The sequence below is a fragment of the Streptomyces sp. NPDC006259 genome (genome assembly GCF_042870975.1).
GTDB lineage: Bacteria > Actinomycetota > Actinomycetes > Streptomycetales > Streptomycetaceae > Streptomyces.
In genome coordinates this window covers 660,679-678,001 of record NZ_JBIAHY010000004.1, presented here as the reverse complement: position 1 = coordinate 678,001, position 17,323 = coordinate 660,679, and the positions used below count along the sequence as shown (strand labels likewise).

General features: G+C 72.2%; 14 protein-coding genes. 3 read left to right on the top strand and 11 right to left on the bottom strand.

Annotation, left to right across the window (positions count from 1 at the left end; translation table 11 throughout):
* Positions 1–33: 33 nt before the first annotated feature.
* From ACFYO5_RS19650 to ACFYO5_RS19635, 4 genes are all read right to left on the bottom strand, one after another.
* Positions 34–789: an AIM24 family protein gene (locus ACFYO5_RS19650; protein ID WP_388710086.1), complete on the bottom strand. Its 756-nt coding sequence runs from the start codon at positions 787–789 to the stop codon at positions 34–36.
* Between the two features lie 18 nt (positions 790–807).
* A complete protein-coding gene (locus ACFYO5_RS19645) occupies positions 808–1,488 on the bottom strand; it encodes an AIM24 family protein (RefSeq protein WP_073499354.1) in 681 nt (226 codons plus the stop codon).
* 11 nt (positions 1,489–1,499) lie between these two features.
* Complete coding sequence (locus tag ACFYO5_RS19640) at positions 1,500–3,191, bottom strand: TerD family protein (protein WP_388710084.1); 1,692 nt, start codon at positions 3,189–3,191, stop codon at positions 1,500–1,502.
* Positions 3,192–3,326: 135 nt separating this feature from the next.
* Complete coding sequence (locus tag ACFYO5_RS19635; protein ID WP_356566288.1) at positions 3,327–3,929, bottom strand: M48 family metallopeptidase; 603 nt, start codon at positions 3,927–3,929, stop codon at positions 3,327–3,329.
* A 240-nt stretch (positions 3,930–4,169) separates the two neighbouring features.
* On the opposite strand from ACFYO5_RS19635, the gene ACFYO5_RS19630 reads away from it, so the two are divergent.
* Positions 4,170–5,387, top strand: coding sequence for a TOMM precursor leader peptide-binding protein (locus ACFYO5_RS19630; RefSeq protein ID WP_388710082.1), 1,218 nt, complete (start codon positions 4,170–4,172; stop codon positions 5,385–5,387).
* Entirely contained in the window at positions 5,380–6,750 is a 1,371-nt protein-coding gene (locus ACFYO5_RS19625) for an ABC1 kinase family protein (protein WP_388710080.1), read from the top strand. The genes ACFYO5_RS19630 and ACFYO5_RS19625 overlap by 8 nt, the downstream gene beginning before the upstream one ends.
* A gap of 175 nt (positions 6,751–6,925) precedes the next feature.
* Here the strand turns inward: ACFYO5_RS19625 and ACFYO5_RS19620 are convergent, their stop codons facing one another.
* The 4 genes from ACFYO5_RS19620 to ACFYO5_RS19605 form a co-directional block, all read right to left on the bottom strand.
* The gene (locus ACFYO5_RS19620) at positions 6,926–7,252 is read right to left on the bottom strand and encodes a hypothetical protein (protein ID WP_356566282.1); all 327 of its coding nucleotides are present in this window, start codon (positions 7,250–7,252) and stop codon (positions 6,926–6,928) included.
* A complete protein-coding gene (locus ACFYO5_RS19615; protein WP_030038270.1) occupies positions 7,249–7,617 on the bottom strand; it encodes a WhiB family transcriptional regulator in 369 nt (122 codons plus the stop codon). Before ACFYO5_RS19615 ends, ACFYO5_RS19620 begins: the two co-directional genes overlap by 4 nt.
* 179 nt (positions 7,618–7,796) lie before the next feature.
* Positions 7,797–8,123, bottom strand: a complete 327-nt coding sequence (locus ACFYO5_RS19610; protein WP_388710077.1) for a hypothetical protein — start codon at positions 8,121–8,123, stop codon at positions 7,797–7,799.
* A gap of 167 nt (positions 8,124–8,290) precedes the next feature.
* Entirely contained in the window at positions 8,291–10,495 is a 2,205-nt protein-coding gene (locus tag ACFYO5_RS19605; RefSeq protein WP_388710075.1) for an ATP-dependent DNA helicase UvrD2, read from the bottom strand.
* Between the two features lie 184 nt (positions 10,496–10,679).
* Here ACFYO5_RS19605 and ACFYO5_RS19600 point away from each other — a divergent pair, with 184 nt between their 5' ends.
* Positions 10,680–10,922 (top strand): mycoredoxin, encoded by a 243-nt coding sequence (locus ACFYO5_RS19600; protein WP_351094991.1) that lies wholly within the window; start codon positions 10,680–10,682, stop codon positions 10,920–10,922.
* Between the two features lie 92 nt (positions 10,923–11,014).
* On the opposite strand, the gene nudC is transcribed toward ACFYO5_RS19600, so the two are convergent.
* The 3 genes from nudC to ACFYO5_RS19585 all read right to left on the bottom strand — a co-directional run bounded on the left by nudC (position 11,015) and on the right by ACFYO5_RS19585 (position 17,104).
* On the bottom strand, positions 11,015–11,959 hold the full coding sequence (nudC, locus tag ACFYO5_RS19595) for an NAD(+) diphosphatase (protein ID WP_388710072.1): 945 nt from the start codon (positions 11,957–11,959) through the stop codon (positions 11,015–11,017).
* Positions 11,960–12,114: 155 nt separating this feature from the next.
* On the bottom strand, positions 12,115–13,518 hold the full coding sequence (locus ACFYO5_RS19590; protein ID WP_388710070.1) for a dipeptidase: 1,404 nt from the start codon (positions 13,516–13,518) through the stop codon (positions 12,115–12,117).
* 43 nt (positions 13,519–13,561) lie between these two features.
* A complete protein-coding gene (locus ACFYO5_RS19585; RefSeq protein ID WP_388710068.1) occupies positions 13,562–17,104 on the bottom strand; it encodes a UvrD-helicase domain-containing protein in 3,543 nt (1,180 codons plus the stop codon).
* Positions 17,105–17,323 lie beyond the last annotated feature (219 nt).

The window sequence follows — 17,323 nt, the reverse complement described above, 5'->3', positions numbered from 1 at the left end:
GGCGGTCGCCCCTTACGTCTGCTCGCCGGACGGTCAGCTCCAGGCGTTGCCCTGGTTCTGTGCCCGCGCCCCCTGCTGGCCCATGCCGTACTGGGCGGCGAGGCCGGAGCCGATCTGGGCGTTCTGCGGCGGCAGCAGTTCACTCGGCTGGACCAGCGCGAAGCCGCTGCCCATGAAGCTCAGCTCCCAGCCCTCACCCGTGCTGCCCCGTCGCCGCCACACCCCGGAGGAATGCGTCTGCGCCTGCATCTGCACCCGCAGCCCGGTGGACCAGGCGACGATGGCGTCGGCGTCGCAGTTGACGTACTTGTCGGGCGTGACCTGGAGCATCAGCGGCGCGCCCGAGGTCATCAGCGCGACCCGGCCGCGTCCGGTGATGTTGAGCTGGTACTTCCCGGAGCCGGAGATGCCGTAGAGGCTGTCGACGGCGATGACCTCGTGATGCAGCGCGGAGTCCATGGCGAGGACGTAGCTGCTGTCGACGGTCAGTCCGTCCTGGTCGACCTCGACCACATGGATGTGCTGGGCGAGGTTGGCGAGGTAGACGATGCCCTGACCGTGGCAGCGCATCAGGTCCAGGCCCTCGCCGGTCCGCGCACGCGCGCGGGACTGGCTGTTGCTCTGGAACTCGGCGTCGAACTCCACGAGTCCCTGGTAGGCGACCATCGTCCCCTTGCGGGCGAGGATGTCGTCGTGGCCCTCCAGGGCGACGCGGAGCATCTGCTTGTTCTGGAGGCTCCAGCGTTCCTGGCTCTGCTGGTCGTTGAAGGCGAAAAGCGGGCTCTGCATGGTGACTCTGGCTCCCCCTCAGCCCCGGACCCGAAGGCGGTCGGTGCTGTCCTCGCTGGGCTGGACGACGACGATGCCCTCACCGGAGAAGGCCATCTGGTAGGCCTCGCCGCTGCCCCGGCCGAGCAGCGACTGCGCCTTGAAGCTGCGCTTGCCCTTGACCTTGAGGTTCGGGGACCAGGCGACGAGCGCGTCCGGGTCGACGTAGGTCTCGTTCTCCCCGCCGCCGCAGTCGACGACGATCGGCTTGCCCCGGGAGGTCAGCGCGACCCATCCCTGCCCGGAGATCTTGGTGTTCCACAGACCCTGTCCGGCGAACTTCGCCAGCCCCTTGACCCGCTCGACACCCCAGGTGAGGTGGGCGTCGAAGGCGAGCAGGTTGGTGGCGTTCACGGAGATGCCGTCGCCGTTGAGGTTGATCACGACGACGTTCGCGCCGTAGTCGGCGAGGTAGAGCAGGCCGTCGCCGGAGCACTTCATCAGGGGCGCGCCCTCGCCGGTCATCCAGTCGCGCGCGATCTGGCGCACGGCCGGCGGGTTGGGTTCGTACTGGATGAAGCCCTCGTAGGCGACCATCGAGCCCACGCGCGCGAGGAGGTCGCTTCCGGTCTGGAGGGCCACCTTCAGCATGTGGTTGCCGTGGTTCTCCATGCGGGCGGTGACGGGTGCGGGGGCATAGCCCGCGAGCGGCTGGTTCATGACGGGCTCCCTCAGACCTCGTACGGCTGGACGACGATGAAGTTGCCGGGAGCGGCCCGGAACTGGAGGTTCACGCTCTCTCCCGTGTCGCCCGGATAGGCGTTGCGGCGCATGCGCACCTGGCTGGAGACGACGACCTGGGCCGCGGCCGACCATGCGACGACGGCGTTGCAGTCGGCGAAGGTCGTCGGTGTGACCGGCAGGACGACGGGCGTGCCGTGCGTCTTCACGACGATCGTGCCGGTGCCCGTGAACTGCATGGTGAAGAGGGCGCCGCCGGGGATGCCGTGGCCCTCGATGCGGCGGACCTCGTACTGCAGGCTCTCGTCGAAGGCGAGGACGTTCTCCGCGGAGACGCAGATGCCGTCGCCCTGCAACTCGATGGGGTGCAGCATCGTGGAGTCCTCGGCGAGGAACACCTGTCCCTGGCCGGTGCAGCGCATCAGCTGCATCTCCTGGCCGGTCGCGTTGCCGACGATCCGCCCGGCGAAACCGGCGCCCTTGTAGCTGAAGTCGACCTTGCCCTGGTAGAGCACCATGCTGCCCTGGCGGGCCAGCACCGGCTGGCCGCCGACGCCGAGGTCGACGCGGATCAGCTTCCGGTTCTGCTGCGTCCAGCGCTGCCCGGTGGGCGTCTCCTTGAACTGCTGGAGGGCCGCGGTCACACCGACGCCTCCCTGGGGCGCACCTTGCGGCACGCCGTAGGCCTGCTGGCCCGGCACCTGGCCGAACGCCGGCTGCTGACCGTAGCCGGGCGGCGGGGTCGGCTGCCCGTAGCCGGGCGGCGGCGTGGGAGCCTGCGGCGCCGGGGGCTGGCCGTAGCCGGGGGGCGGCGGGGCGGTCGGCGCGCCGGGCCCGCCGTACGGCTGCTGCTGCGGCGGCTGACCGTACGGCTGCTGCTGGCCGGGCTGGCCGTACGGCGTGGGCGCCGGGGGCGGCGGCGGGACCTGGACCCCGCCGGGCGGGGTCAGGGGCGCGATGATCGTCGGCGCGGCGTGCACCGGCGGCCGGGGCGCGGCCGGAGGCGGGCCGGCCGGCGGGGCGAAGCCCTGTGCCGCGGGCTGCTGCTGCGGGACGGGCGCCGGGGCGGACGGGGCGCCGAAAGCGGGCGGTGCGAAGCCGGGAGCGGCACCGGACTGCGGCTGAGGTGCGGGGGCGGCGGCGGGCGCCTCTTCCTCGGCGACCTCGCCGCCGAAGTTCTTCAGCAGCGCGTCCAGACCGCCGTCGAAGCCCTGTCCGACGGCCGCGAAGCGCCACACGTCCTTGAAGTAGAAGTCGCCCAGCATCACGGCGCGCTCGGTGGAGAACTCCGAGCCGCCGAAGGAGTAGCGGGCCACCTCCTCGCCGCCCGCGACGATCCGCAGGTAGCCGGGGGCGATCTGCGACATCTGGCCCGCGCCGTCGAGGGTCGCGGTGAAGGACAGCCTCCGGATCTGCGGGGGAATGCGGTCCAGAGTGACGCGGAAGGACTCCGTGTCGCCCGCCTGGGCGCCCAGGAGCTGGACGGACTCCTCGGGGGTCTTCGGCTGGTTGAAGAAGACGAAGTACCGGTCGTCCGAGAGCCGCTCCTCGGCGTCGAGACCGAAGCAGCTGATGTCGAAGGTCAGGCCGGGGCCGGAGATCTGCACACCTACGTACAGATCCGTGCCCGCGGTGAGGTCACTGATCCTGGCCTTGTGGCCGCGTTGGAAGTCCCTGGACATGCGTAACGACCGTCCCCCATCCCGATTGCGAATGCGTCGCGTCAGGCTAACGGCAAATCCGGACACCGGACGATGTCGGTACAGACCCGGTACACAACCCGCGCGGGACACCGCCGCACGTCCCGCGCGCGGGGCTCACTCCGCGTGCGTGCCTGGCAGGTGGGGCAGGCGCTCGGCCGCCACCACCCCCTCCAGGTAGCCACGGGCCCGCTCGGTGCGCGGGTACGCCTCCAGCAGCCGCCAGAAATCGGGGCCGTGGCCGGGCACCAGCAGATGTGCCAGTTCGTGCAGGAGCACGTAGTCGACGACGTACTCCGGCATGCCCTTGAGTCGGTGCGACAGGCGGATGCTGCCCTCGGCGGGGGTGCACGAGCCCCAGCGGGTGTTCTGGTTGGTCACCCAGCGGACCGTGGTGGGGCGGGCCCGGCCGCCGAAGTACTCGGCCGACAGCCGCTCGGCGCGTTCGGTCAGTTCGGCGTCGCCGGGGACGCGTCGGCGGCTCTCCTGCGCGGCGAGTTTGTCGAGCATGACGCTCACCCAGCGTTGCTCCTCGGCCTCGGACATCCGGGCAGGAATGAGCACGACGGTGCGATCGCCCTCGCGGTACGCGGAGACGGTCCGGCGTCTGCGGGCGCTCCTGCGGACCTCGATCGCGCTCGCCCGTGAGCCGCTCGGCGGCTGGCTCGTCGTGTTGTGCTGTGGCGTCGTCGCGGCGCGGTGCGGTGGGTCGGCGGGCACGCCCCGACGTTACCCGTTGCGCACGGGAGAAGTCCCGACTCCGGGACGGTTCGGTTTCGATCCCTCACCCTGAGTCTGCCTCGTACGACGGATTTGTACGATGAATGCCGTTCCCTGTGGACAACTTTCGGCGCCCCTTCGGCCCGGCCGGGCATGCTGGCACTCGTCGGCGGAGCGAGGTCGCCCCATGGCCCAGCTCCGCCGGCGTACGGGGAGATTCCAGCCTGACGGGGGCCTTCGATGCATCCGATGGTGAAGCCCGCGCTGCGGCGCGGCTGGCGTGACCTGAACACCGTGCAGTTCGGGCTCGCCCCGGCGCACGCACTGACGCTCGGCCCGGTGGACACCGCGACGGGCAGTTTCCTGGACCTGCTGGACGGCACCCGCGGGCTCCCTCTCCTGCGCGAGGAGGGCCACCGGATGGACCTGCCGGACGGGTACGTGGATCAGTTGGTGCGGCGGCTGGGGCGGGCCGGGCTGCTCGACGACGCCCGCGGGGGCGGCGCGGACGGGGCCGCGCTGCGGGAGAAGAAGGACGTCATGGACCGGCTGCGCCCGGACCTCGCGTCGCTGTCGCTGACCACGTCGGAACCGGGTGAGGCCATCGAGCACCTGGCCGCCCGACGCCGGTTGCGGGTGCAGGTACGGGGTGCGGGCCGGGTGGGTGCCGTGCTCGCCTCGCTGCTCTCGGGCGCCGGGGTCGGCGAGGTGGACGTCCGCGACGGCGGGGTGGTGGAGCCGGGTGACGTCGCTCCGGGCGGACTGCCGGCCGAGGCGATCGGCGAGCGGCGGGACGAGTCGGCCCGCCGTGCGGTGCGCCGGGCCGCACCGGACCGGGCGCCCCGCCGGAGCGGCGGCTCACCGAGGGAAACGGACGTACCCGGTTTCTCCCTCGTGGTTCTCGCCCCACGGGACGACGTGTCCGTGCACGCCCCGGCTCCGTCCGAGGCCGAGCCCCTGATCGACTCGGGCACACCGCATCTGTACGCGGGGGTGGTGGAGGCGACCGGGGTGGTGGGCCCGCTCGTCCTGCCCGGTGAGACGGCCTGCGCGGGGTGCCTGCACCAGGCACGTACCGACCGGGATCCGGCGTGGCCCCGGCTGGTCGCGCAGTGGCACTCGGGGACGCGGCGTGCCGTCCGCGCCTGCGACCTGACGCTGGCCACCACGGTCGCGGGGCTGGCGGCGGCCCATGCCCTCGCCTTTCTCGACGGCGCCCTCCCGTCCAGTGCGGGCGCCCGCTGGGAGGTCTCCGTACCGGCCCTCCAGTGGCATGCGCGACCGGTGTGGGCGCACCCCGCGTGCCCGTGCGGGACGGCGGAGAAAGGTAATGAGGAACACACCTCCTCCGATGACGCGGAGTCGCGCGCGACAATGACGGAGCAACCGCATTCGAAGGAGTTACGCCGTACGGCAGACGCGGCGCGGCTTTCTGGGACCTGGAGGGCGCATGTCTGATCTTCCCCGGAAGGCGGTCACCCGGACCGCCAAGCTCGCGGCGCTCCCGCTCGGCATCGCGGGCCGGGCCACCTGGGGCCTGGGCAAGAGAATCGTGGGCGAGTCCGCGGAGATCGTCGGCCGTGAGCTGCAGCAGCGCACCGCGGAGCAACTGTTCAAGGTCCTCGGCGAGTTGAAGGGCGGCGCGATGAAGTTCGGGCAGGCCCTGTCCGTCTTCGAGTCCGCCCTGCCGGAGGACGTGGCCGGCCCCTATCGCGCGGCCCTCACCAAGCTCCAGGAGGCCGCGCCGCCCATGCCGACCCGCACGATGCACTCCGTGCTCGCGGAGCGGCTCGGCGAGGACTGGCCCGACCTGTTCCTCGAGTTCGACGACAAGCCGGCCGCGGCCGCCTCGATCGGCCAGGTCCACCGGGCGGTGTGGCACGACGGGCGGGAGGTCGCGGTCAAGGTCCAGTACCCCGGCGCGGGCGAGGCCCTGCTGTCGGACCTGAACCAACTGAGCCGCTTCGCCCGGTTGTTGGGCCCTCTCATCCCCGGCATGGACGTCAAACCGCTGATCACCGAACTCCGGGACCGCGTCTCGGAGGAGCTGGACTACGGACTGGAGGCGCAGGCCCAGCAGGCCCATGCGGAGGAGTTCGCCGGCGACCCCGATGTCGTGGTCCCGGCGGTGGTCCACCAGTGCGACCAGGTCCTGGTCACCGAGTGGATCGACGGCGTACCCCTGTCCGAGGTGATCTCCGGCGGGACCCCCGAGCAGCGCGACCGCGCCGGCCAGCTGCTGTCGCGCTTCCTCTTCTCCGGCCCGGCCCGGACCGGTCTTCTGCACGCCGACCCGCACCCCGGGAACTTCCGTCTCGTGCCCGGCGGTCCGGACGGCGAGGACGACTGGCGCCTGGGCGTCCTGGACTTCGGCACCGTCGACCGGCTTCCCGGCGGTCTGCCCGAGCCGATCGGCAACTCGCTGCGCATGACCCTCGACGGCGAGGCGAACGCGGTCTACGAGTTGCTGCGCGAGGAGGGCTTCGTGAAGGAGTCCATCGAGCTGGAGCCCGACGCCGTCCTCGACTACCTTCTGCCGATCATCGAACCGGCGCTGGTCGACGAGTTCACGTTCACCCGGGGATGGATGCGCAGCCAGGCGGCCCGGCTCGCCGACCCGCGCTCCCCCGCCCACCAACTGGGCAGGCGGCTCAACCTTCCTCCGGCCTACCTGCTCATACACCGGGTGACCCTCAGCACGATCGGCGTGCTCTGCCAGCTCGGTGCGACGGTGCGGCTGCGGGAGGAACTGGAGGAGTGGCTCCCCGGATTCGTCCTCGACGAGGAGTCGGAGGGCAAGGAGGCCGTCGCGGAGGCGTGACGGGCAGCCGGGGATCGAGGGGCTGATCGGCTGGCCGAGTCGGCCGCTCCCCGGCGGATCACCTGGGCCTCCTCGCCACAACGCGCCGCGGGGGCCGGTCCGTTCGGACGGACCGGCCCCCGTGGGGAGAGCTTGGCCTCCCCTGACGGGAGGCCACCGCTTCAGGTGGAAGGGATCACTGCATCACGGCCATGGCGAGCGCCCGGCGGGCACGCAGCGAGGCGCGCTCGGCCCGACGCTGCATCCGGCGGGCGGTCACCACGCGCACGGCCCGGCGTTCCTGCTCGGCCTGGTGCAGCCGGTCGTGCATATGCGCACGAGCCAGGGCTTCTGGGATGAGTTGCATCTCGCGGGTCCTGTTCTGACGCGAGTCGTTCGCGCCGGTGGTGGCGATGTCTTGGATCGCGGAGCCGGTGGGCTCGCTGGTGGACGGCTTCATCGGGGCCTGCTTCTTGGGGTCGTGCGTGACGGGACGGTCGATCGTTCCTGCGATGGTGTTCATGCTGTGACCGGGTTCTTGCGCGGGCGGCCACGCGGCCGCTTCCGGGCGACGACGACGCCCTGGACGAACAGCTCGCCACCCCAGACCCCCCAGGGCTCACGCCGCTCCTTGGCACCGGCGAGGCACGCCTCGACCAGCGGGCAGGTGCGGCACAGGGACTTGGCGTACTCCACGTCCGCAGGGGACTCGGCGAAGAAGACCTCCGGGTCGTAGGAGCGGCAGGGGACGGGTACGCCGAGGTTCTCGATGGCGTCGTCGAGCGCGGTGAGCGCCGTGAGCGGGGTCAAGGTGGAGTCCTCCGTGAGGCCGGGCGGGGGGATCGTTTCGGAAGGCGGTACGGACGGGGCGTGCGCTTCGAGTTGCACGGTTGGTTTTCCTCGTCTGGTCGTTCCGGCCCTGTTGGGCCGGTTGGCGGCTTGGTACCGGGTTCTTTTCTTGTCCCGAGGCCCCTTTTCGCTCTGCCGTCCCCGGTCGGGGACAAACAGAAGGGCCGCGGATCCCGGGTGGGGTTCCGCGGCCCTGAAGGCGCCGGCCTGATCGAAGATCAGGCTGGATCACTCCAGGGTTCTGGCCCACGGAAGGCCCACATCAGGTGGTGCTGCGTCGTCTGCTTCCGGGCTCCGGCACCGGTCGCCGTAAAGGCATAGGCCTTCGCCTGTGCCGCTACTGCCGCTTCCAGTGCCTTGGTCGGTCGCTCGCTGCGGTCGCGGACAAGGAGGCCCGCGGGGGCAACGGAGGAGGACGCCAGCCGGCCGGCACGGATGCCGGACAGACCGGTGCCCAGGTTCGAGGCGTCGAGAATGCACGTGGAGACGTTCGAGCGATCGGTCAGTTTGGCGGTGCTGACGGAGTTGGTGTTGATGGTGATCACTGGAATCGCCTCCTCTCGGCGTCTCGGGGGACCGGAAACGAACCCGGTCCGACGGATATGCAAGTACAGCACGGAACCGGGGCCTCCGAGAAGGCCTCTGTTCTCGTGCCTAAGAACCTATGGGGATTCCTGCGGCATGCGCAAACTATTTTTCCGACGAGTTTGGATCAGTCGTCCTCGTCCTCGGCCGCCAGGTCCTGGCCTGCGCAGATGGCCAGGACGTCGGTTCCGTAGCGGTTGAGCTTGCGCGTGCCGACGCCCGGGATCCGCGCGAGTTCGCCCGGTTCCTCGGGGGCGGTCTCCGCGATCGCGATCAGGGTCTTGTCCGTGAAGACGCAGAACGCGGGCTGCCCGGCCCGCCGTGCCTGGACCGCGCGCCAGGACCGCAGCCGCTCATAGAGTCCCTCGTCCATGTCGGAGGGACAGTCCTCGCAGCGCATCAGCTTCATCTCGCCGCCGTCGGTCAAGGTGCGCCCGCAGATCCGGCAGCGGGCCGGCGTGCGCTGGGTCCGGCGCGGCACGGCCACCACGCCTGCCGCCACGCTGCGAAAACCACGCTCGACGCCCCCGGCGCCGACACTGGCGCCGCGTCCGGCCGCCCCGGCCGTACCGGGGCGCAGTCCTTCGAGGAACCGGCTGGGACGGCGGTTCGGGCGGCCGCCGGGCGACCGGCAGAGCGACCAGGAGAGGTGCAGGCGTTCGCGGGCCCGGGTGACGCCGACGTAGAGCAGACGGCGCTCCTCCTCGATCTGCTCGTCGGTGCGCGCGTAGGTGATCGGCATCATGCCCTCGGCCACGCCGACCAGGAAGACGACGTCCCACTCCAGGCCCTTGGCCGAGTGCAGGGAGGCGAGGGTGACGCCCTGGACCGTCGGGGCGTGCTGGGCGCCCGCGCGCTCGTCGAGTTCGGCGACCAGGTCGGCGAGGGTCGCACTCGCGCTGGCGGCGGTGAAGTCCTGCGCCAGGTTCACCAGCGCCGCCAGCGACTCCCAGCGCTCCCGGACGGCACCGGAACCGGCCGGCGGCTGGGGTGTCCAGTTCTCGCCGGACAGGACCGCGCGCACCTGGGAGGGCAGGTCGACGACGTCGTCGAGGAGGGTGTCGTTCCCGCCGAAGCGGGCGGCGGCACGGAGGGCGTTGATCGCCTTGCGCACCTCGGGGCGGTCGAAGAAGCGCTCGGCGCCGCGCAGCTGGTACGGGATGCCGGCGTCGGCGAGGGCCTGCTCGTAGGTCTCGGACTGGGCGTTGGTGCGGAACAGGACGGCGATCTCGGCAGGCTGGACGCCGGCGCCGAGCAGTTCACGGATGCGGCGGGCCGCGCCCTCCGCCTCGGCGGGCTCGTCGGGGTACTCGGTGTACACCGGCTCGGGGCCCGGTGCGCGCTGGGAGATCAGTTCCAGGCGGTGGTCGGCGGCCCGGCCGCGCGCCTGCGCCAGCAGACCGTTGGCGAGGTGGACCACCTGGGGGGTGGAGCGGTAGTCGCGGACCAGTTTCACGACGGTGGCCCCGGGGTGGCGGGCACGGAAGTCGAGGAGGTGGTCGGGGGTGGCTCCGGTGAAGGAGTAGATCGTCTGGCTGGCGTCACCGACCACGCACAGGGTGTCCCGGTCGCCGAGCCACAGCTCGAGCAGGCGCTGCTGGAGGGGGCTGACGTCCTGGTACTCGTCGACCACGAAGTGCTGGTACTGGGCGCGGACCTGCTCGGCGATGTCCTGCCGGTCCTGGAGGACGGCGACGGTCAGCAGCAGCACGTCCTCGAAGTCGATGACCCCGCGCTCGCGCTTGAGGTCCTCGTAGGCCGCGTACAGCTGGGCGATCTCGGCGGGCGCGCGAGGGGCCTCGCGGCCGATCCTGGCGGCGGCCGCCGGGTAGTCGGCGGGCACGGTCTGGGTGACCTTGCACCACTCGATCTCCGCGGTGGTGTCCCGCAGCTCGCCCCGGTCGAGGCGGATACGACAGGCCGCTGCCGCGTCGGCGACGAGTTGCACCTTTCGGTCGACGAGTCGGGGCAGGGAGCCACCGATGGCTTTCGGCCAGAAATACTGGAGCTGGCGCAGCGCGGCCGAGTGGAAGGTGCGGGCCTGGACGCCCTGGGCGCCGAGCTGGCGCAGCCGGCCGCGCATCTCTCCGGCGGCGCGGTTGGTGAACGTGACGGCGAGGACGCTGGAGGGTTGCAGGATGCCGGCGCGCACGCCGTAGGCGATGCGGTGGGTGATCGCCCGCGTCTTGCCGGTACCGGCTCCGGCCAGCACGCACACCGGTCCGTGCAGGGCGGTGGCCACCTCGCGCTGCTCGGGGTCGAGCCCTTCGAGCACCGCGTCGGCCGAGTCCGGTACCTGCGGGAAGAGAGTGGAGTGCGTTGCTGCTGTCACACAGCCATGCTGCCAGGTCGCCGGAGACGAGTGAGCCGGTTGTCCACAGGCGGGTACCGGTAGTCGTACTAATGCGGCAGGCGTCACGCCGGTGCGGTGCCGGTCACGGGAATGGCGGTGCCTCCGCGTGCGTTCCCCTTCCGCGACCCCACATCCCCCGAGTTGCCGAAGGAGCGCGAGAGACATGCCGGGCACTGTGACGATGTACAGCACCACGTGGTGCGGCTACTGCCGCAGGCTGAAGAGCCAGATGGACCGCGAGGGCATCACGTACGACGAGATCAACATCGAGCAGGACCCGGAGTCCGCGGCGTTCGTGGAGAAGGCGAATGGCGGAAACCAGACGGTGCCGACCGTGCTGTTCCCGGACGGCTCCACGCTGACGAACCCCTCGCTGGCTCAGGTCAAGCAGAAGATCGGCGCGTAACCCGCCGAAGCGCAACCGGCGGACGAGTCGGCAGTACGACGAAGAGGGCGGTCCCTGGGTCTCAGGGGCCGCCCTCCGTCATGTCGGGGATCTCACGTGAAGCTGCGGATCGGCAGCGGCTTGCCGTACCAGAGTTCGATGAGGCGGGCCGCGATGGAGATGCCGTAGGGGGGCAGGACCTCGCCGGACTCGAAGGCCGCGCCGAGTTCGTCGCGGGAGAACCAGCGCGCCTCGTGGATCTCGTCGCCGTCGACCTCGATGACGGTCGAGGTGGCGCGGGCCATGAAGCCGAGCATGAGGCTGGACGGGAAGGGCCAGGGCTGACTGGCGACGTACTCGACCTGGCCGACCGTGATGCCCGCCTCCTCGAAGACCTCCCGGCGCACCGCCTGCTCGATGGACTCGCCGGGCTCGACGAACCCGGCCAGCGTCGAGAAGCGGCCCTCCGGCCAGTGCACCTGGCGGCCGAGCAGGACGCGGTCCTCCGCGTCCGTGACCGCCATGATCACCGCGGGGTCGGTGCGCGGATAGTGCTCGGCGCCGCAGGCGGGGCAGCGGCGGATGTGGCCGGCGGCGGCGATGACCGTGCGCTCGCCGCAGCGTGAGCAGAAGCGATGGGTGCGCTGCCAGTTCTCCAGGCCGACCGCGTGCACCATCAGGCCCGTGTCGCGGGGGGACAGCAGCGAACCGGCCTCGCGCAGGCCCGCGGGGCGGGCGGACTGGTCTATGCGACCGGGCAGCGCGTCCTTCTGGAGGGCGAAGTAGCTGACGCCGTCGTCGTCGGTGCCCAGGAAGTAGCGGTGGGCCTCGGTGAGGGGGGCCTCGAAGGAGGGCGTCATGACGAGTTCGGTCCGGCCGTCCGACGTCTCGTCGATGAGGACCTGGCCGCCGGAGACGACGAAGCAGCGAGTGGTGGGGTGGCTCCACGCCGCGGCCAGCCAGGCCTCGTCGAGCCGGTGGTGGGCCGCGCGGTCGATGCCGCTCGGGGCGGTGAGCGAGATGGGTCGGTCGGCGTTCTGGTCGGTCCAGGTGGTCACGGGTGCTTCCAACTCCCCCGGTGGAACGGTTGTTTCGGCGGGCGGTTCAGCGGGACGTGCGGCAGGGGGCGAGCTGGTCCGGTGCGGTGTCGCCGTGCGGGGCGGCCTTTCCAGTGTGCCCCGCGCGCGGTGCCGCTCCGGACCGAGCGGGGTCGTCAGGGCGCATGGCGCCAGGTCTCGGCGAGGTCGCCCCAGAGGTACGCGGTGGTCTCGACGCCCTTGAGGAGGAGGTCCAGCTCCACCTTCTCGTTCGGCGCGTGCCAGCCGTCGGAGGGGACGGAGATGCCCAGGAAGAGCACCGGGGCGTCGAGTACTTCCTGGAGGTCGGCGGCGGGGCCCGAGCCGCCCTCGCGGGTGAAACGGACAGGTCCTTCGAAGGCGCGGCCCATGGCGCGCACGACGGATCGCAGCGCCGGGTGGTCGAGCGGGGTGAGGCACGGGCGCGTGGCGGGACTGAACGTGATCTCGTGGCGGACGCCGGCGGGCACCTGCTCCTCGGTCCATGCGCGGACCGCCTTCTCCACATGGTCGGGGTCCTGCCCGGCGACCAGCCGGAAGGACAGCTTCACGAAGGCGGAGGACGGGACGATCGTCTTGCTGCCCGGGCCCTGGTAGCCGCCGCCGATGCCGTTGACCTCGGCGGTGGGGCGGGCCCAGATGCGCTCCAGGGTGGTGTGCCCGGCCTCGCCGTGGGCGGCGTGCGACTTGGCGGCGCGCAGCCAGCGGTCCTCGTCGAAGGGCAGCTCGGCGAAGAGTTCGCGCTCGCGGTCGGTGAGTTCGACGATGCCGTCGTAGAAGCCGGGGACCGTCACGCGTGCGTGCTCGTCGTGCAGGGCGGCGACGAGGCGGGCGGCGGCGGTGGCCGGGTTGGGCACGGCGCCGCCGAAGGAGCCGGAGTGGATGTCCTGGTCGGGGCCGTACAGCCGGATCTCGCACTCGGCGAGCCCGCGCATGCCGGTGCACACCGTCGGGGTGTCCTCGGACCACATGCCGGTGTCGGAGACGATCACGGCGTCGGCGGCGAGCCGCTGGGCGCGCTCCTCGACGAGAGCGCGGAAGTTCGGGGAGCCGGACTCCTCCTCGCCCTCGATCAGCAGCTTGAGGTTGACGGCCGGGGCGGCCCGGCCGGTCGCGGCGAGGTGGGCGCGCACGCCCAGGGTGTGGAAGAAGACCTGGCCCTTGTCGTCGGCGGCCCCGCGCGCGTAGAGACGGTTTCCGCGGACGACCGGCTCGAAGGGGTCGCTGTCCCAGCCGTCCTCGCGGGCGGCGGGCTGCACGTCGTGGTGGCCGTAGACCAGGACGGTGGGTGCCCGCGGGTCGCCGGAGGGCCACTCGGCGAAGACGGCGGGCGCGCCGGGTGTCTGCCAGACCTCGGCGGTGGGGAAGCCGGTCTCCTCGAGCTCGGCGGCGAGCCAGTCGGCGCTGCGGCGTACAGCGGGCGCGTGGTCGGGCAGGGCCGAGACCGACGGGATGCGCAGCCACTCGGCGAGGTCGTCGAGGAACGCCGCACGGTGGCGCTCGATGTACGTGCGGACGGCGCTGTCCGGGGTCTGGCTCATGGTCACGAGCCTATCCGGCCGCACCGGCATCCTGGCCGGGCGCTCAGGCACGGTCCATTTGCGCGGCCGGTCCGCCGATGCCGTCCCGCAGGTCCTCCTCCGGCGTCAACAGGCGCTCCAGCGCGGTGCGGTCCGGCAGATCCCGGGGCCGTACGACCTCGCCGGTGCGCACGTACACGAACGCCGCTGTGACCGATTCCACGGGCACACCCTGCTGCTCGGCCCAGGCGAGCCGGTACACGGCGAGCTGGAGCGGGTCGCCGTCACGTCCCCGGCCGGTCTTCCAGTCGATGATCTCGTACCTCGCGCCGTCCTCGTCGCCCTCCTCGTAGACGGCGTCGATACGGCCTCGGACGACGCGGCCGGCGAGGGTGAGCTGGACGGGGACCTCGACGCGGTAGGGGGTGCGGCGGGCGTACTCGGTGCGTTCGAAGGCCTCCTTGAGCGCCTCCAGGTCGCGTTCGTCGGCGATCTCCGCGTCCTCGCCGGGCAGTTCCTCCGGCTCCAGGAAGGGCAGGGTCAGCTCCTCGAAGCGGGCCTCCACCCACGCGTGGAACCGCGTGCCCCGGCGCGCGGCCGGCTGGGGCGGGCTCGGCATGGGGCGCGCGAGTTCCTGGGCGAGTCCGTCCGGGTCGGCGGCCAGGCGCAGCAGCTGCGACGCGGTCAGCGTCACCGGCAAGGGTACGTCCGTGACGCTCTGCCGGGCGCGGATCAGCTCTCCGGTGAGCGCGTCCAGGTCACGGTCCCAGGAGGCGACCGTACGGGCCTCCTCGGGGCTGAGGCGGGCTTGGCGCGGTTCGGGGGGCGGCGCCTGGTGCGGGACGGCGGGGCGGGCGCTGGTCCGCTCGGCCGGATGGGCCGGGGGCACGGCGCGGGGGTGGCCGGCTGTCGCCTCGTCGAAGGGGTCGGATTCACCGTACGGGTCGGAGTCGCCGTACGGGTCGGAGTCGCCGTACGGGTCGTCGCCGTACGGGTCCGGTTCGCCGAACGGATCCGGCTCGTCCTCGTCCGGCGGTGGGGGCCAGTCGGGGTCGTGGTGCGTCTCGGGGTCGGGCGCGGCCGTGGGTGCGCCGGACCCGGCGGCGGCGAGGTTCTCCAGGTGGGTGAGGACGGTCGCGGCGGCGGCGCGGCGGCGGGCCAGCGCGGCGTCGTCCAGGGGCAGCGGCCAGATGTGGTCGGCGGACGTCTGGTGGAGGACGGGGTTCTCCTCCCCCTCCTCGGGCTCGTCGGCCCAGGCCTCGATCTCTCCGTACCCGGCCGCGCAGTGGTCGTACAGGGCCTGGAGGAAGGCGGAGGGGCCGCGGGGCTTCTTCTGGGTGGGGCCCCACCAGTGGCCCGAGCCGAGGAGCAGGGAACGGGGGCGGGTGAAGGTGACGTAGCCGAGGCGCAGTTCCTCGGTGTGCTGGTGGTCCTTCATGGCCTCGTGGAAGGCCTTCATGCCCCGGGAGTCCCAGGCCTCGACGTCGGGCAGCGTGTCGGCGTCTCCGCGCAGTCCGTGCGGCAGCACCTTGGCCTGGGCGGTCCACTTCTCGCGGCCCTGGCCGCTGGGGAAGGTGCCGGTGACCAGTCCGGGGACGGCGACCACGTCCCACTCCAGGCCCTTGGACCGGTGCGCGGTGAGGACCTTGACGGTGTTCTCCCCGCCGGGCAGGGCGTTGTCGAGACCCTTTTCGTACTGGGCGGCGGTGCGCAGGAAGCCGAGGAAGGCGAGCAGGCTCGCCTCGCTCTCGGCGGCGGCGAAGGAAGCGGCGACGTCGAGGAAGTTCGACAGGGTCTCGCGGCGGCGGGCGGCCAGGGCGTGCGGGGACGCCGACAGTTCGACCTCCAGTCCGGTGACGGCGAGGACGCGGTGCAGGACGTCCATCAGCGGGTCGGCCAGGGAGCGGCGCAGGTCGCGCAGTTCCGCCGCGAGCCGGGCGAAGCGCACGCGCGCGTCCGAGGAGAAGGGCAGCCCGTCGTCGTCGCCGGCGCCCTGCATGGGTGTCTCGAGGAAGGTGTCGAGCGCGTCCGCGAGCGATATCACCTCGGAGGGGTCGACCCCCTCGACGGCCTCGGCGAGCCGCCGGTCCGGGTCGTCGCCGTCACCCCCGCGCGTGCGCGACACGAGCAGCCTCGCGCGCCGCCCCAGGAGGGCGAGGTCGCGGGGGCCGATGCGCCAGCGCGGGCCGGTGAGCAGGCGGACCAGGGAGGCGTTCGCACCGGGGTCCTGGAGCACCTCGCAGACCGCGACGAGATCGGCGACCTCGGGCAGGTGCAGCAGACCCGAGAGGCCCACCACCTCGACGGGCACGTCCCGGGCCACCAGGGCGCCCTGGATCTCGGCGAAGTCGGTGGCCGTACGGCACAGGACGGCGATCTCGCCGGGGGCCTTGCCCGTGTTCACCAGGTGGGCGACGGAGTCGGCGATCCAGTCGATCTCCTGCGCGTGGGTGGTCAGGAGTGCGCAACGGACCATCCCGTCGCGCTCGGCGCCGGGGGCAGGGCGCAGCGCCTCCACGCCCGCGTGCATGGCGCGCAGTGGTTCGGCCAGGCCGTTGGCGAGGTCGAGGAGGCGGCCGCCGCTGCGGCGGTTCTCGCTGAGCGCCTGTCGGGTCGCGGGACGGCCGTCGGAGAGCGCGAAGTGCTCGGGGAAGTCGTCGAGGTTGGCGACCGAGGCACCGCGCCAGCCGTAGATGGCCTGGCAGGGGTCGCCGACGGCGGTGACGGGATGCCCCGTCCCGCCGCCGAAGAGGCCGGCCAGGAGGGTGCGCTGGGCCACGGAGGTGTCCTGGTACTCGTCCAGGAGCACCACCCGGAACTCGTCGCGCAGGACGCGGCCCACCTCGGGGATCCGGGCGAGCTGGGCGGAGAGGGCGATCTGGTCGCCGAAGTCGAGCAGATCGCGCTCGCGCTTGGCGGTCCGGTAGCGCAGCACCAGCTCGGCGAGTTCGCGCCGGGCGGTGGCCGTCTCGGGCACCTTGCGCAGATCGGCATTGCTGAGTTTGGCGCCCTCCAGGGTGCGCAGCAGATCGGCGTCCCACGCGCGCAGGTCCTCGGGGCGGACGAGGTGCTCGGCCAACTCGGCGTCGAGAGCGAGCAGGTCGCTGACGAGGTCGGCGAAGGACCGGGTGAGCGCCGGGTAGAGGCCGGGTGCCTCGCGCAGCACCCGCGCGGCGAGTTGGTAGCGGGTGGCGTCGGCCAGCAGCCTGGACGTCGGCTCCAGGCCGATGCGAAGGCCGTGGTCGGTCAGCAGACGGCCCGCGAACGAGTGGTACGTCGAGATCACGGGCTCGCCCGGCGGGTTGTCCGGGTCGATGACGTCGGGGTCGGTGACGCCGGCCCTCACCAGGGCCTTGCGGACCCGTTCGGCGAGTTCACCGGCGGCCTTGTTGGTGAAGGTCAGGCCGAGGACCTGCTCGGGGGCGACCTGGCCGGTGCCGACCAGCCACAGCACGCGCGCGGCCATCACCGTCGTCTTGCCCGACCCGGCTCCGGCCACGATCACCTGCGGGGCGGGCGGCGCGGTGATGCAGGCCGTCTGCTCCGGAGTGAACGGGATCCCGAGAAGCTCCTTGAGCTGCTCGGGATCGGTGATACGGGCGGGCATGGGGAGAGGCTAGCGGCGGCCACTGACAGTCGATGACAAATCGCCTGGCGCAGCGCAGGACGCGCAGGTCAGCACATGTGGTGCGGTCCGTCACACCGGACCGCACACGCCACACGGCGGCAGCGCCGACTCACCCCACGCACTCACAGCCCGGCGGTCGCACCGGCGCCCGTACACGGCCCGGCGCGTCTCACAGGCCCGGTCACCGCCCTGCGGTCG